The following is a 13,596-nucleotide window of genomic DNA, read 5'->3' as shown; positions in this document are numbered from 1 at the left end:
TCTATTCCTCTTCCTTTCTATTCATCATAATTTTCAAATTCCCTATTCTCTTTATACTTTTTTATTTTCTGAAATATTTTTCTCGGTTCAAATCCCTGTCTTACAAGATATTGTATTAATTTATGTTCTTCTTTTTTTATATTTTTCATAATTGCCTTTTCAAGTTTTTCATCTTCAATATTTTTCCCTGTTTCCTGTTGAATAATTTCATACGCTTCTTCTATTTTTTCCTTTTTTATCCCTTTTTGGGAAAGATTATAAACTATTCTTTGTACACCATATTTTCTGGTATTTATATAAGAAATCGCATAATTCAAGTCATCTATATAACCTAATTCAGATAATTTCATAACTGCTTTTGCAACCATTTTATGATTTGAATATTTTTCATTCAACTTCATTTGCATCTCTTTTTCGGTTCTGTCTTTTAAAGAAAGAAGAAATATTCCTTTTTCAAGAGAAGCCTCGTATGAAATATCGTCATAGAGGCTTTCAATATTGTTGTTAGTTTTTAATCCGTATTTCTGTCTTATTAAAGGAGTAATATCCATTATTTCTCCATTAGACAGATATAATTTGTTCTTCTGAATCTTTTCTATTATCATTATTCAATTTCCATTTCTTCTTCAGTCATTTTGGAATTTTTTTTAGTAGTTGCTTTTTTAGGCTTTACTTCCTCTTCTTTAGTATTTTCACTTACAACTTCATTTTCATCATTTTTAGGTCTTATAGCTGCAAGAACTTCGCTTTCTATTTTATCATATAATTCTTTATTTTCCTGAAGCATTTTTTCTACATTTACTCTTCCTTGCCCCAGTCTTTCATCACCATAACTGAACCATGCCCCGCTTTTTGAAGCCAGTCCCAGCTCCAAGGCAGCATCGAGTATCTCAGCTATTCTTGAAATTCCTATTCCATACATTACATTGAATCTTGCTTCTTTAAAAGGAGGTGCTACTTTATTTTTAGTCACTTTTACTAAAACTTCATTTCCAATAACATCATCTCCCTGTTTTATAGAACCTATTCTTTTAACTTCCATTCTTACTGTAGAAAAGAATTTTAATGCTCTTCCTCCTGAAGTAGTAGTCTGAGGTCCGGGAGTAAAAGAAAATCCTCCTATCTTTTCCCTAATCTGGTTTATAAATACCATTACCGTATTTGATTTTGATATATTTGCTGTCAGCTTTCTAAGTGCTTTAGACATAAGTCTTGCCTGTAATCCCATTTGCTGATCTCCCATTTCTCCTTCAATTTCAGCTTTTGGAACAAGTGCCGCAACGGAATCCACTACTATTACATCCATAGCTCCACTTCTTACAAGCATATCAGCTATTTCAAGTGCCTGTTCTCCCGTATCGGGTTGAGAAATTAAAAGTTCATCAATATTTACTCCTAATGCCTTTGCATACACAGGATCAAGAGCATGTTCCGCATCAATAAACGCAGCTATTCCACCTTCTTTCTGTGCTTCAGCTATTATGTGCAGTGCCAGTGTTGTCTTTCCTGATGATTCCGCTCCATAAACTTCTATAATCCTTCCTCTCGGAACTCCTCCTATGCCAAGAGCCATATCCAAGTTTATACTCCCTGTAGATATAGTTTTTACATTCATTTTCTGATTTTCTCCGAGCTTCATTATAGAACCCTCTCCAAATTCTTTCTGTATCTGGGTAAGTGCCAAATTCAGTACTCTCTCTTTTTCAGATTGTCCCTTATCTTCTTTTTCTTCTACCGCTTTTTTTCTTGCCATTTTTTCTCCTTAATTTTTTATTTACAATTAATTTTTTTATTATAAAGCATAATTCATTTTCCAATCAACTCTAAGCTCAATTAAACTGATAAAACCTCAATTAATTTTTCACCTCCTGTCTTTTTTATATTATAACAAAATTTCTCAAAAATAAAAAGAGCAAAACGCCCTTTTATTTTTCTTATTTTATTCCGTTTTTGTTTATTTTGCAGATTCAACTTGTTTCAGAACTTCTGCTGCACCTTTTACTTTATTATTTACAGCTTCTTTTAATATAGCTACAGCTTCAGCTTTTTTCCCCATTCCGAAGTAAACCTGTCCCAATACTACTTTCGCTTCATTATCTTTATCTTCATTTATGGATTTTTTCAGGTATTTTTCAGCCATTGCACCATTTCCGAACTGAGCAAAATATACTCCCAATTCTTTATTCAATGTTTTTGCATTTACACCTTTTGTTCCTTTTATTTCATTATACGTTGCAGTTGCTTTTGCAGCATCATTTTTTGATTCATACAATGCCAATAATAATAATCTTGCATCCGTATTATTTCTGTCAACTGTTGCAGATTTTTTCAAATAATCTTCGGCCTTTACAAGATTGTTTGTTTGTAAATAGAATGACCCCAACATTCCAAGTATTTCAGCATTTTTATTACCTGTTTTAGTATTCATTTCAAGGAGAATTTTTTCAGCCCCTGCATTGTTCTTTTCTGAAAGTGCTATTTGAGATAACAAATATCCTGCAGGTAATACTGCATTCGGCGACTGGTTATATGAATCCTGTAAATATTTTTTCGCAGCAGTTTTATTATTTTTCCCCAAATAATACTGTCCTATATTGAAATTCATTTCAGATATAAATTCCTTGTCTCCTGATTTATTTGCAGCTGCATATCTTGCCTGACCTTTCGACTGCATATTATTGTCAAAATAGAATATAATAAGACTTGATACTGTATCTATATCTTTTCCGTTTGTCTTTTCATCAGCCCATGTTATATATTTTTCGGCTTCCTTCATATTTTTTTCCTGAAGGGAAATCAAATAAAGAAGTCTTGCCGCTTCTAAAGTTTCTTCAACTACATAATTTGGATCTTTCCAGGCTGCTGATAAATATTTTTTTGCATTTACTCTGTTATTATTCTGTAAATAATATGCTCCCAACTGAAAATTAGCTTTTACTGAATACGCTTTGTCCGTTGAACTTGCTACTCCCTCCAATACCTTTACAGCTTCATTTATTTTTTTCTGACCTGCCAGTTTTTGTGCATTTTCAAAATCAGATTTTGCATCGGCAAAGCCTAATGCACTTATGCTTAAAATTCCTAATACCAGTAATATTTTTTTCATTTTATCCTCCTAATTTTTTTGCTTTCTAAATTTTTGATCACTTTCTCAAATCTTCAACAATTTCAGTTTTTGAAGCTGTTTTATCATCAACATTTTTTATAATTTTAGCAGGCATTCCCGCTACTACCACTTTTTCAGGAACATTTTCTGTTACTACAGCCCCTGCTGCTACTACAGCACCTTTACCTATTTTCACCCCTTCCAAGACAACAACATTAGCTCCTATTACCACATTATCTTCGATGATTACAGGATCTGCCGAAGGCGGTTCAATAACTCCTGCAAGTACAGTTCCCGCTCCGATATGACAATTCTTCCCTACTTTTGCTCTTCCTCCAAGTACTGCATTCATATCTATCATTGTACCTTCACCTATTTCAGCTCCAATATTTATAACTGCCCCCATCATAATGACCGCTCTATCTCCAATTGAAACTTTGTCTCTTATTATTGCTCCCGGCTCTATTCTTGCATTTATATTTTTTATATCAAGCATAGGTACTCCGGAATTTCTTCTGTCATTTTTCAAGTAATAATTTTTCAGATTATTGTTTTCAATGACTTTTTCCACATCTTTCCAATCTCCTACAACCAGCTTCAGATGATCTTTCCCTATTACTCTACAAGAACCTGCATCTTTTATTTCATCATCAGTATAAAGTTCCACAGGAGTTGTTTTTTCAGATTCAGATATAAATTGTATTATTGCTTTTGATTTTTCAAGTTCTGTCATTATTTTATCCTCCATTATTTATTCTTTCATATATTTTTTATTATATTTTCCTTTATTTTATACTAAGTACGTCTTTCATATTATACATTCCCGACTTTTTTTTCTTTAAATATAATATTGCTTTCACAGCACCGTCAGCAAATATTTTTCTGGACAATGCTTCATGTTTTATTTCTATTATTTCATCATTTTTTGAATAAATTACCGTATGTTCTCCGACAATATTACCTGCTCTTATTGAATGAACACCTATTTCTTCTCCAGTTCTTTTTTTCTGACCTTCTCTTCCATAAACAATTTCGTATTCATCATTTGTATTTTGATTTATAATTTCAAGAAGTGTATTTGCAGTTCCGCTTGGTGCATCCAGTTTTCTGTTATGATGTTTTTCAATAATTTCTATATCAAATCCTTTTAACAGTCTTGTCGCATAAGCTGTAATTTCATTCAGCACTGCTACTCCTACTGACGTGTTTGTAGCTTTTATTATCGGTATTTTTTCCGCCGCCTCTGCAATTTTTTTCGTCTGTTCCTTTGTATGCCCCGTTGTCGCAATAATAACAGGAACTTTCTTTTCGATAGCTGTCTCCAATATCTCGTCAAGTAAACTGAAATGTGAAAAGTCTATAATTCCATCATAATCTTCATTTATATTTTTTAAAGTTTCAAAATCTCCATTTCCTAAAGGATCTACAAAGCCTGTAAATTCATTCCCTGAATTTATAATCGCTTCTTTTACGTAAGTTGCCATTACTCCGGCACCGTAAATAATTATTTTCATAATTACTCCTATTCTTTTTACATTCTATTTATTATAGAATTAGCCACTTTGTTTACACTTTTGTAAATCTTATAAAATGCTTAGAAAAATGATTTATAATAAAATGATGCTACTTTAATATATAATATATTTTTTATTATATCAACTTTTCCAATACTTCAAATATTTTTATCAGTCTTATTTCCGAATATGTTGAAAATTTTCAAAATTTAATGTATAATAAAAATAATGTTTTAAATAAAAAAAGAGAAACTATATGCCTAATGATATAAAAAGTAAAGCTTTTAATGATTTACTTGAAACACTTGATAAAATGAAAAAATCTGAAAATATTATTAATAAAAGTAGAAAAATATCTATTTAAAAAACTCCTGACTATGAAGGAAATAGTCTTTTAAATAATAAACTTATAACAATAAATCCCAAAATAATAAGATCAAATAACTCTACCTCATATCCAAAAGAAAGAATACATAATAATATCAATAGTTCAAGAAATCGAATTATAAAAGATATAGAAAATAAAAATTATCCAATTAATAGTGAAAAGCTAAGAAACCAATTGAAATTCTTATCCCAAATAAAAGATATCGGAATTAAATCAATATACTTCGGATTTTATTTTTTACCTTTAGAAATTCAAAATAAATATTTAAAAAAAGAGGAAGATACTTCAAGAATTGAAAACAAATTACAAAAAAGAGGAGAATTAAGAATTGATAAAATAGATCCTGAAGGATAAATCTTATAAATTCAAAAGAATATAAAAAAGCAATGAAAGATTTAGATACTTTAATTTATTTTACGGCAGCTAAATATTTTAAAAAAAATGGTTTTAAAAATTCTGAAAATATAAAAATAAACAATGAAAGTTTTCATCCAAATTTTTCTGATGGGGGAATTAGAAATATGGCTGATTCCGGAGGACTTCCTATAACATTAAGAACATCAACTTTACGTAGTCGGACATTAATAAAAACAGATAAAAAAAGATGGTGTACATTTAAAGATTATAAAAAAATATAAATTATATGATGAATTTAAAGAACCTTATAATATTAAAAATAGATTTCCAACTTCAAAAGAAACAGGAATACCTTATAGTATGTCTGACGGATATAAACAAAAAATTATTGTTGATAGAGTATTTAAAAATGAAAAAGAAGCATCAAATTTTCTACAAAACATGGCTACAAAAAAATATCGGAGATGACAAGATGAAAAAGAAAATTGATAACTTTACTTTAATTTTTCTACTTTCTTCCATAATAGGCTTTATCATTGGAGTTTTTTATTTTTTATTCGGATTTATAGGAGACAGTTACAGAAAAAATGAATACCTGAGAGCAAATAAAACATACGCTTTTGAAAGAAAAGATCCTCTTAAAACCGATGATTCCGACATTATTTTAAAAAATGTAAAATTAAAAAAAATGAAAGAAGATAAAAAGTCTACTCACCTAAAAGAAAATGATATTAACTGTTATTCCATCTCTAAAATTACAATAATTAATGATTACTATGTGGGATATATTATAGGAGAAAATAATAAAAAATGTAAAGGGTACTTTTACATAAAAAAAGACAGTTATGCTGATGAGCATTTAAACCTTACTGAAAAAGAAATTGAACAGAAATTCGGAAAAAATATAAAATATACAAATCCGTCAAAGTTTTTAAATAAATACGGAAAATTTGGAAATGAAAGTATAGACTTTGATAATCTTGTACTTAGCAGTATTCTTTTAGTTCTATTTTCTTCATTTGTAACTATGAGTATATTTTTCTTAATTACTTCAATTATTAAAAAGAGAAAATTCAAAAAATAAAAAGTTAATGCAACTTAGAATTTCTTAAGGTTATCAACTTTTTCACCTCATTTTCAGTGTTAAATTATTTTTCAAAATTATTGTACATACATTTTACATAAATAGTAAAAGAAGCTGTTATCATAAAAATTTAACAGCTCCTTTTTATTTTTAATTTCTTTTATTTACAAAATCATTTTATTATCTAAACATCGTGTCTTACAACAAACTTTCTTAATACTTGAATTAATAATTTTTCCGTTAAAAAACTTTTATTCAAATATTTTTAATTACAAATCGGAATAAAATATTTTATGAACTTCCGACACCTGTCATTATAAGTTTGTCAGGAGAAGTCCTTTTGGCCCCTTTTTCTGTTACATTTTCTGAAGAACCTATTTTTAAGAGTCTTTCGAGTATTTCTACCGTAAATTCCTCGTCATTTTCAGGATTTTTTATAAGTTCTATAAATTCTCTGTTTTCTTCAGTAGGAATCGGACTGTTTACATATTTTATTATTTGATTTGTATTTTTATCTTCTCTGACAGTTCCCCAAACCAGTTCCATATTGTCGGACAGTTTATCAGATGGGGATATTGCCCGAGTAGAATGAGCAACTTCTGAAAAATTTCCGTATCTATCTTCATATCCGATAAATACTTCATAATTCTGATCAGTATCGACTTCTCCTATATAATGGGAGCCTATTCTTTCATGTCTTATTATTTTTCTATATTCACTACCGTCTTTGAAAAGTTTTATTACTATATTATCTACTATATCAGGATTTTCAGCCAGCTTTTCAAAAGTATCGTCTCTTATTTCCCAATAAATATAAAGTGTAGTGGGATTTTTGGGCATTAAAACTACTTCATCTACAAAATATGCAGCAGGTAAAGGAGCTTTATCAAAATAAATATCCTCGGGGCTTGATTGTCCTTCATATTCAGCACCTTTAGCAAATTTGGATCTGTTAATTTCAGTTTCTTTTTCTCTTTTCTTAATTTCTTCTTCATTTATCCCTTTATATATAAAGTCTATTTCTTTTTGAAGATCATTTCTATATTTTCTATATTTTTTTCTCAAGCTTTTCATTAATTTTTTATTAGGATAATTTCTGTAATAACTTCTGCTTCTGTAAATAAAAGAGGCTTCTGAAAAAATTTCCGCTTCTTCCATTATTTGAATTATGTTTTTTTCTTCCTGTTCCTTGCCTTGATTATAGGAATTTTCAACATTAGGGGAATTTTTCGTATTTTCAGCTATATTTTCCTTTTTATTCGATATCACTGACATATCGTTATTAACTACAGATTTTTTTTCTCCTGTAATAATTTCTTTTTCCTTATTGTCAGAATTATCAGATTTTTTTGCATTTTCATTTAGGAAATAATTACGCTTATATCCTTTTTTTTCAAGTTTTGTCATAATTTTTTCTCTATTAAATGTCAGCCCCAAAAAAATTTTTTCTTTCTTAGCACAATCAATAAGTTCCTCTTTTGTCATTTCATCCAAATACTTCATACACGGCCTCCGTTTTTTATTATATTTTTATACATTTTTCAACTGCTTAAAATTTATGTATATTTTAAATACTGATGAATTACAATTATTTCCTAGTTAAATTTTCCTGTATACGTTTCTTTGTCCCGAGAATATCTTGATCTTCTCTTAATTTATGCTGTTTTGCAAGTTCAATTGCAGTTTTTTTTGCGAGTTTTACCGCTTCGGCTGTTGTAGCTTCCATCATATCTTCTCCTAAAATTACTACTTTATCTTGCCTTACCTCGAGAAATCCTCCTTCAAGATAATACGTGGTTTCAATATTTTCTTTTTCCCTGACTATCATTTCTCCTGCTCCCAGTGAAGAAACAAAATTAGCATGTTTAGCAAGAATTCCCACATCTCCATTTTCAGTTTTCACTTTTACAAATGTTACAGGCTTTTCAAATACAAGACCTTCAGGTGTAACTGCTTTTAAAATAAATTCTGTAGCCATTTCCCATCTCCTAATAAATTATTCTCTTAACAATTCTCTCGCTTTGGCAACTGCTTCATCAATAGTTCCTACATATAAGAATGCCTGTTCAGGCAATTCATCATGTATTCCTTCCAAAATTTCCTTAAATCCTCTTATAGTTTCTCTTAAAGGTACATATTTTCCTTTCATTCCTGTGAACTGTTCAGCAACTGAAAAAGGTTGCGAAAAAAATCTCTGTATTTTTCTGGCTCTATTTACTACAAGTTTATCTTCGTCAGACAGCTCATCCATTCCTAATATTGCTATGATATCCTGTAGTTCTTTATATCTCTGTAAAACTCTCTGAGTTTCCCTTGCAACTTTATAATGTTCATTTCCCACTATTTCAGGTTCCAGTATCCTTGATGTGGAATCAAGCGGATCTACAGCAGGATATATACCTAAAGATGCTATCTGTCTTGACAGTACCGTAGTAGCATCAAGATGGGCAAATGTCGTAGCAGGAGCAGGATCGGTCAAATCATCCGCCGGAACATAAACAGCTTGAACGGATGTTATAGAGCCTGAACTTGTAGAAGTAATCCTTTCTTGTAATGCTCCCATTTCTGTTGCTAGATTCGGTTGATATCCCACTGCTGAAGGCATTCTCCCCAAAAGGGCGGAAACTTCGGCTCCGGCTTGGGTAAACCTGAATATATTATCAATAAATAGAAGAACATTTTGACCTTCTTTATCTCTGAAATATTCCGCCATTGTCAATGCAGTCAGTGCAACTCTTAATCTTGCTCCCGGCGGCTCATTCATTTGCCCGTATACTAATGCTGTTTTATTCAGAACTCCGCTTTCTTTCATTTCATTATATAAATCACGACCTTCTCTTGTTCTTTCTCCAACACCTGCAAATACTGACAAACCTCCGTGTCCCTTAGCAATATTATTTATAAGTTCCTGTATTAACACTGTTTTTCCTACTCCTGCTCCTCCAAAAAGACCTATTTTTCCTCCTTTTAAATAAGGAGCCAGTAAATCTACCACTTTTATTCCCGTTTCAAGAATTTCCGAATCCGTTCCTTGACTTTCAAATGACGGTGCTTCTTTATGTATCGAATCCGTTACATCAGGAATTATTATATCTCCTCCGTCAACTGTTTCTCCAAGAACATTAAATATTCTTCCGAGAGTTTTTCTTCCTACAGGCACTTCAATAGGCTTTCCTGTATCAATTACTTTTAGTCCTCTTTTAAGACCATCCGTTCCTGACATTGCTATTGCTCTTACAATTCCATTTCCTATATGAGAATGAACTTCTGCAACTATTTTCTCATTATTTTCATTATGAATTATCAACGCATTATATATATCCGGCAATTTATCCGAAAACTTTACATCTACTACAGGTCCTATTACCTGAACCAGTATCCCTTTATTTTCCAATTTTTAGCCTCCTTTGTTTACTTCAGAGCTTCCGATCCTCCGACAATTTCCGACAATTCCTGAGTAATTTGACCTTGTCTTTCCCTATTATACTGAACTGTCAGTTTCTTTATCATATCATCTGCATTGTCATTTGCTTTTTTCATTGCGGACATTCTTGCTGAGTGCTCACTTGCCGCACTTTCAAGCAAAGCCTGATATAGCTCTATATTTAATACTTTAGGAATAAATGCCCTTAATACTTCGTCCTCAGACGGTTCAAATATATATTCCTTTGTAGGAAGTCCTTCCTTTTTTTCTATTGGAAGTATTTTTTTTACTTGAATATTATATTCAATTGCCGAAATAAATTTTGAATACAACAGATATACTTCATCATAAAAGTCATTCAGATAAAACTGTACAATATCTTCACTTATTTTCTTTGCTTTTTCAAACATAGTTTCAGGAATCAACTGAATATATTCACTATCTACTGATATATTCCTGATTTTACAGTAGTCTCTTGCTTTTTTCCCGATAGACACTATACTGACTTCTTTTCCATCTTTCTGAAAACTTTTTATCATTTCTTCCATTCTTCTCAGCATATTTGAATTAAAGCTTCCGCAAAGTCCCCTGTCTGATGTCATTATTACAATACCTATTCTTCTCACTTCAAATTTTCCATCAAATATAATATGTTTTTTTCCTTTTAAACTTGCAACAAGATTGTCAAAAGCTATATCAAGAGTATCTGAGTAACTTCTGGATCTTAAAGTGAGTTCCTGAAATTTCTTAAATTTTGTAGATGAAACTATATTCATTGCATTTGTAATCTGACCCGTATTTTTAACACTGTCAATTCTTTCTTTTATTTCTTTCATATTCGCAGCCATATAATACACCTACTTACCATACATAGTCCTGTTTGTAATTTACTATATATTCATCAAGTTTATTTTTTACTTCATCGGTTAATTTTTCTTCATCCCTTATTATATTTAAAATTTCGCTATTAGTCCTCAAACTTTCAATAAGATCATGTTCAAAAACAGATACTTTTTCAGTAGAAATATCATCAAAATATCCATTTGTAACACAGTAGAAAGACACTACTTCTTCTTCAACTTTATAAGGGTTGTACTGTTTCTGTTTCAGCACTTCCATTATTTTCGCTCCTCTATTCAGCTGATCTCTCGTAGCTTTATCAAGGTCCGAACCGAATTGTGCAAAAGCAAGAAGTTCATTATATTGTGCAAGCTCTATTTTTACTTTTGAAGAAACCTGCTTCATCGCCTTTATCTGAGCACTTCCCCCTACCCTTGAAACTGATACTCCGGGGTTTATAGCCGGTCTGAAACCTGAATTAAATAAATCCGTTTCGAGAAATATCTGTCCGTCAGTTATGGAAATAACATTTGTAGGAATGTATGCCGATATATCCCCCCCTTTGGTTTCTACAATAGGAAGAGCCGTTATCGAGCCTCCCCCCAGTTCATCACTTAATTTTGCAGCTCTTTCAAGAAGTCTTGAATGAAGATAAAATACATCTCCCGGATATGCTTCTCTTCCCGGAGGTCTTCTAAGTAACAAAGACATTTCCCTATAGGCTACTGCATGCTTCGACAAGTCATCATATACAATAAGCACATGTTTTCCCTGCTCCATAAAATACTCCGCCATTGCTACTCCGGCATAAGGTGCCAGATACTGGAGAGGTGCCGCTTCAGAAGCTGTTGCTGCAACTATTGCCGTATATTCCATTGCCCCTTCCTCTTCAAGCTTTTTATATATCTGAGCTACTGTAGATCTTTTCTGCCCGATTGCTACGTATATACAATAAACTCCCGTCGTTTTCTGATTAATTATCGAGTCTATGGCGATTGCCGTTTTCCCTGTCTGTCTATCCCCTATTATAAGTTCACGCTGACCTTTTCCGATAGGCACCATTCCGTCTATGGCTTTTATTCCTGTCTGAAGAGGCTCGTTTACAGGTTTCCTGTCAATAATTCCATAAGCCTTTCTTTCAACATTCATATGTTTTTCAGCATCAATAGACCCTTTTCCGTCTACAGGCTCTCCAAGTGCATTCACTACTCTTCCGAGAATTTCCTTTCCTACAGGAACACCGGCTATTGTCCCAGTTCCTTTTACTGCACTTCCTTCTTTTATCCCCCTTGTTTCTCCGAAAATTACGGCACCTACATTATTTTCTTCAAGATTCAGTGCCATTCCAGTTGCCCCGTTTTCAAACTCAAGCAATTCTCCTGACATTACATTGCCCAGTCCGTATATTCTCGCTATTCCGTCTCCTACTTCCAGTACAGTTCCTATATTGGAAATATCGAGAACCGTATTATAATTTTCAATTTCTTTACGAATTATTTTACTTACTTCTTCCGGTTTAATTCTCAAGAAAAAGCACCTCCAATTTTTAGAACATTTTTTTCAAATCTTCAATCTGATATTTTATAGAACCGTTTATTACTTCATTCCGTATTTTGACAATTCCTCCTCCAATGAGGCTTTTATCAACTTTGAGATTTAAAACCACTTTTTTCCCGTATTTGCTTTCCAGTTTTTTTATTAACTTCTCTTTCTGATTTTCCGAAAGTTCTTTTGTAAACGTTGCAGTTACAGGTAGTTTGTCATTTTCAGCATAATAAATTTTTAAAAATTCTTCTTTTATATGAGAAATTAAAGGCAACCTTCCTTTTCTCACAATATAGTTGACTATTCTTAATGCTTTTTTACTTACAAAATCAAAGGACTTTTTCAAAAAATCTTCTTTTTCCTCTATTTTAACAACAGGATCAGATAAAAATTTTCTAAATTCTTCCTCTTCTTCATACTTTTCCATCAGAAGATTCAGAACTTCACGGATTTCTCCTATGTTATCCGAAGCCTTTCCTACATCATAAATAGCTGAAGCATATCTTTTAGCAATTCCCTTTTTGTCCATAAATATTAATCTCCTATTTTATCAATGAAATTGTCAATTATCCGATCTTCTTTATCTTTTATATTTTCTTTTATAATCTTTTCTGCAAGCTCTACAGCTATTTCTCCTACTTCTTTTTGAAGTTCAAACTTTGCATTTTGTCTCATTTTTTCAATATCGGCTTCAGCTTTCATCATCATTCTTTCTCTGTTCATCATAGCAGCTGATATAATCTGATCTTTTCTTTCATCAGCCTGTCTTTCAGCCTTGATTAAAATCTCATTGGCTCTTCTTTTGGATTCTTTCTTCAGTTTTTCAGAAATTTTTTTCTGTTCTTCCAATTTTTCTCTCTCCTGATCTACTATTTCCATTTCTGATAAAGCCAACGCTTTTCTTTCTTCTATTACTTTTCCGATTTTTTTGGCAAATCCTTTCCAAAAAATATATATAAGTATTAAAAAATTTACTATTTGGATTGCCATTGTAAAATCTATATTAATTAAATTTGATCCTTCCGACATATTCTATTTCCGCTCCTTCAGATGATTTTAAAAACTTATAAATTTAACCTTTTAAGAATATTAGCAGAAAAGATATTACTAAAGCATAAATTCCGGTTGATTCAGTAATTGCCAACCCTATAATAAGTGTCTGCATAATATCCTGTTTCGCTTCGGGCTGTCTTGATACCGCTTCTACTGCATATGCTGTCGCCATACCCTGTCCAAGTCCTGCACCTATACCCCCTATTGCTGCTATTCCGGCACCTAATAATGCTGCCGCCTGTACTAATCCTTCCATTTCTTGCCTCCTAAAATTTTAATATCTAT

General features: G+C 31.5%; 16 protein-coding genes. 3 read left to right on the top strand and 13 right to left on the bottom strand.

Annotation, left to right across the window (positions count from 1 at the left end; genetic code table 11):
• Positions 1–17: 17 nt before the first annotated feature.
• From EII29_RS04590 to dapB, 5 genes are all read right to left on the bottom strand, one after another.
• A complete protein-coding gene (locus EII29_RS04590) occupies positions 18–605 on the bottom strand; it encodes a regulatory protein RecX (protein ID WP_125236362.1) in 588 nt (195 codons plus the stop codon).
• Positions 605–1,753, bottom strand: coding sequence for a recombinase RecA (gene recA, locus EII29_RS04585; RefSeq protein ID WP_125236361.1), 1,149 nt, complete (start codon positions 1,751–1,753; stop codon positions 605–607). The genes EII29_RS04590 and recA overlap by 1 nt, the downstream gene beginning before the upstream one ends.
• 201 nt (positions 1,754–1,954) lie before the next feature.
• Entirely contained in the window at positions 1,955–3,106 is a 1,152-nt protein-coding gene (locus EII29_RS04580) for a lipopolysaccharide assembly protein LapB (protein WP_125236360.1), read from the bottom strand.
• Between the two features lie 37 nt (positions 3,107–3,143).
• On the bottom strand, positions 3,144–3,839 hold the full coding sequence (gene dapD / locus EII29_RS04575; RefSeq protein WP_125236359.1) for a 2,3,4,5-tetrahydropyridine-2,6-dicarboxylate N-acetyltransferase: 696 nt from the start codon (positions 3,837–3,839) through the stop codon (positions 3,144–3,146).
• Between the two features lie 52 nt (positions 3,840–3,891).
• Positions 3,892–4,620, bottom strand: coding sequence for a 4-hydroxy-tetrahydrodipicolinate reductase (gene dapB, locus EII29_RS04570; RefSeq protein ID WP_125236358.1), 729 nt, complete (start codon positions 4,618–4,620; stop codon positions 3,892–3,894).
• Between the two features lie 562 nt (positions 4,621–5,182).
• Here dapB and EII29_RS04565 point away from each other — a divergent pair.
• The 3 genes from EII29_RS04565 to EII29_RS04555 all read left to right on the top strand — a co-directional run bounded on the left by EII29_RS04565 (position 5,183) and on the right by EII29_RS04555 (position 6,449).
• Entirely contained in the window at positions 5,183–5,362 is a 180-nt protein-coding gene (locus EII29_RS04565) for a hypothetical protein (RefSeq protein WP_125236357.1), read from the top strand.
• A 32-nt stretch (positions 5,363–5,394) separates the two neighbouring features.
• A complete protein-coding gene (locus EII29_RS04560; protein ID WP_125236356.1) occupies positions 5,395–5,646 on the top strand; it encodes a hypothetical protein in 252 nt (83 codons plus the stop codon).
• A gap of 191 nt (positions 5,647–5,837) precedes the next feature.
• A complete protein-coding gene (locus tag EII29_RS04555) occupies positions 5,838–6,449 on the top strand; it encodes a hypothetical protein (RefSeq protein WP_125236355.1) in 612 nt (203 codons plus the stop codon).
• 291 nt (positions 6,450–6,740) lie between these two features.
• On the opposite strand, the gene EII29_RS04550 is transcribed toward EII29_RS04555, so the two are convergent.
• The 8 genes from EII29_RS04550 to atpE form a co-directional block, all read right to left on the bottom strand.
• On the bottom strand, positions 6,741–7,952 hold the full coding sequence (locus tag EII29_RS04550; RefSeq protein ID WP_125236354.1) for a DUF4912 domain-containing protein: 1,212 nt from the start codon (positions 7,950–7,952) through the stop codon (positions 6,741–6,743).
• 85 nt (positions 7,953–8,037) lie between these two features.
• Positions 8,038–8,427: an ATP synthase F1 subunit epsilon gene (atpC, locus tag EII29_RS04545; protein WP_125236353.1), complete on the bottom strand. Its 390-nt coding sequence runs from the start codon at positions 8,425–8,427 to the stop codon at positions 8,038–8,040.
• An 18-nt stretch (positions 8,428–8,445) separates the two neighbouring features.
• Positions 8,446–9,843, bottom strand: coding sequence for a F0F1 ATP synthase subunit beta (gene atpD / locus EII29_RS04540; RefSeq protein ID WP_125236352.1), 1,398 nt, complete (start codon positions 9,841–9,843; stop codon positions 8,446–8,448).
• 17 nt (positions 9,844–9,860) lie between these two features.
• Positions 9,861–10,721, bottom strand: coding sequence for an ATP synthase F1 subunit gamma (gene atpG, locus EII29_RS04535; protein WP_125236351.1), 861 nt, complete (start codon positions 10,719–10,721; stop codon positions 9,861–9,863).
• A gap of 13 nt (positions 10,722–10,734) precedes the next feature.
• The gene (atpA, locus tag EII29_RS04530) at positions 10,735–12,240 is read right to left on the bottom strand and encodes a F0F1 ATP synthase subunit alpha (protein ID WP_125236350.1); all 1,506 of its coding nucleotides are present in this window, start codon (positions 12,238–12,240) and stop codon (positions 10,735–10,737) included.
• Between the two features lie 19 nt (positions 12,241–12,259).
• A complete protein-coding gene (atpH, locus tag EII29_RS04525; RefSeq protein WP_125236349.1) occupies positions 12,260–12,787 on the bottom strand; it encodes an ATP synthase F1 subunit delta in 528 nt (175 codons plus the stop codon).
• A gap of 5 nt (positions 12,788–12,792) precedes the next feature.
• On the bottom strand, positions 12,793–13,287 hold the full coding sequence (gene atpF / locus EII29_RS04520; protein ID WP_125236348.1) for a F0F1 ATP synthase subunit B: 495 nt from the start codon (positions 13,285–13,287) through the stop codon (positions 12,793–12,795).
• A gap of 43 nt (positions 13,288–13,330) precedes the next feature.
• Complete coding sequence (gene atpE, locus EII29_RS04515) at positions 13,331–13,567, bottom strand: ATP synthase F0 subunit C (RefSeq protein WP_006807556.1); 237 nt, start codon at positions 13,565–13,567, stop codon at positions 13,331–13,333.
• Positions 13,568–13,596 lie beyond the last annotated feature (29 nt).

It is taken from the genome of Leptotrichia sp. OH3620_COT-345 (assembly GCF_003932895.1).
Lineage (GTDB): Bacteria > Fusobacteriota > Fusobacteriia > Fusobacteriales > Leptotrichiaceae > Pseudoleptotrichia.
The sequence above is the reverse complement of the archived record's forward strand: the minus strand, read 5'-3'. Positions and strand labels throughout refer to the sequence as shown.

Coding starts and splice junctions, on each gene's coding strand:
- EII29_RS04590 (WP_125236362.1), bottom strand. CDS start 605: ATGATAATAGAAAAGATTCAGAAGAACAAATTATATCTGTCTAATGGA.
- recA (WP_125236361.1), bottom strand. CDS start 1,753: ATGGCAAGAAAAAAAGCGGTAGAAGAAAAAGAAGATAAGGGACAATCT.
- EII29_RS04580 (WP_125236360.1), bottom strand. CDS start 3,106: ATGAAAAAAATATTACTGGTATTAGGAATTTTAAGCATAAGTGCATTA.
- dapD (WP_125236359.1), bottom strand. CDS start 3,839: ATGACAGAACTTGAAAAATCAAAAGCAATAATACAATTTATATCTGAA.
- dapB (WP_125236358.1), bottom strand. CDS start 4,620: ATGAAAATAATTATTTACGGTGCCGGAGTAATGGCAACTTACGTAAAA.
- EII29_RS04560 (WP_125236356.1), top strand. CDS start 5,395: ATGAAAGATTTAGATACTTTAATTTATTTTACGGCAGCTAAATATTTT.
- EII29_RS04555 (WP_125236355.1), top strand. CDS start 5,838: ATGAAAAAGAAAATTGATAACTTTACTTTAATTTTTCTACTTTCTTCC.
- EII29_RS04550 (WP_125236354.1), bottom strand. CDS start 7,952: ATGAAGTATTTGGATGAAATGACAAAAGAGGAACTTATTGATTGTGCT.
- atpC (WP_125236353.1), bottom strand. CDS start 8,427: ATGGCTACAGAATTTATTTTAAAAGCAGTTACACCTGAAGGTCTTGTA.
- atpG (WP_125236351.1), bottom strand. CDS start 10,721: ATGGCTGCGAATATGAAAGAAATAAAAGAAAGAATTGACAGTGTTAAA.
- atpH (WP_125236349.1), bottom strand. CDS start 12,787: ATGGACAAAAAGGGAATTGCTAAAAGATATGCTTCAGCTATTTATGAT.
- atpF (WP_125236348.1), bottom strand. CDS start 13,287: ATGTCGGAAGGATCAAATTTAATTAATATAGATTTTACAATGGCAATC.
- atpE (WP_006807556.1), bottom strand. CDS start 13,567: ATGGAAGGATTAGTACAGGCGGCAGCATTATTAGGTGCCGGAATAGCA.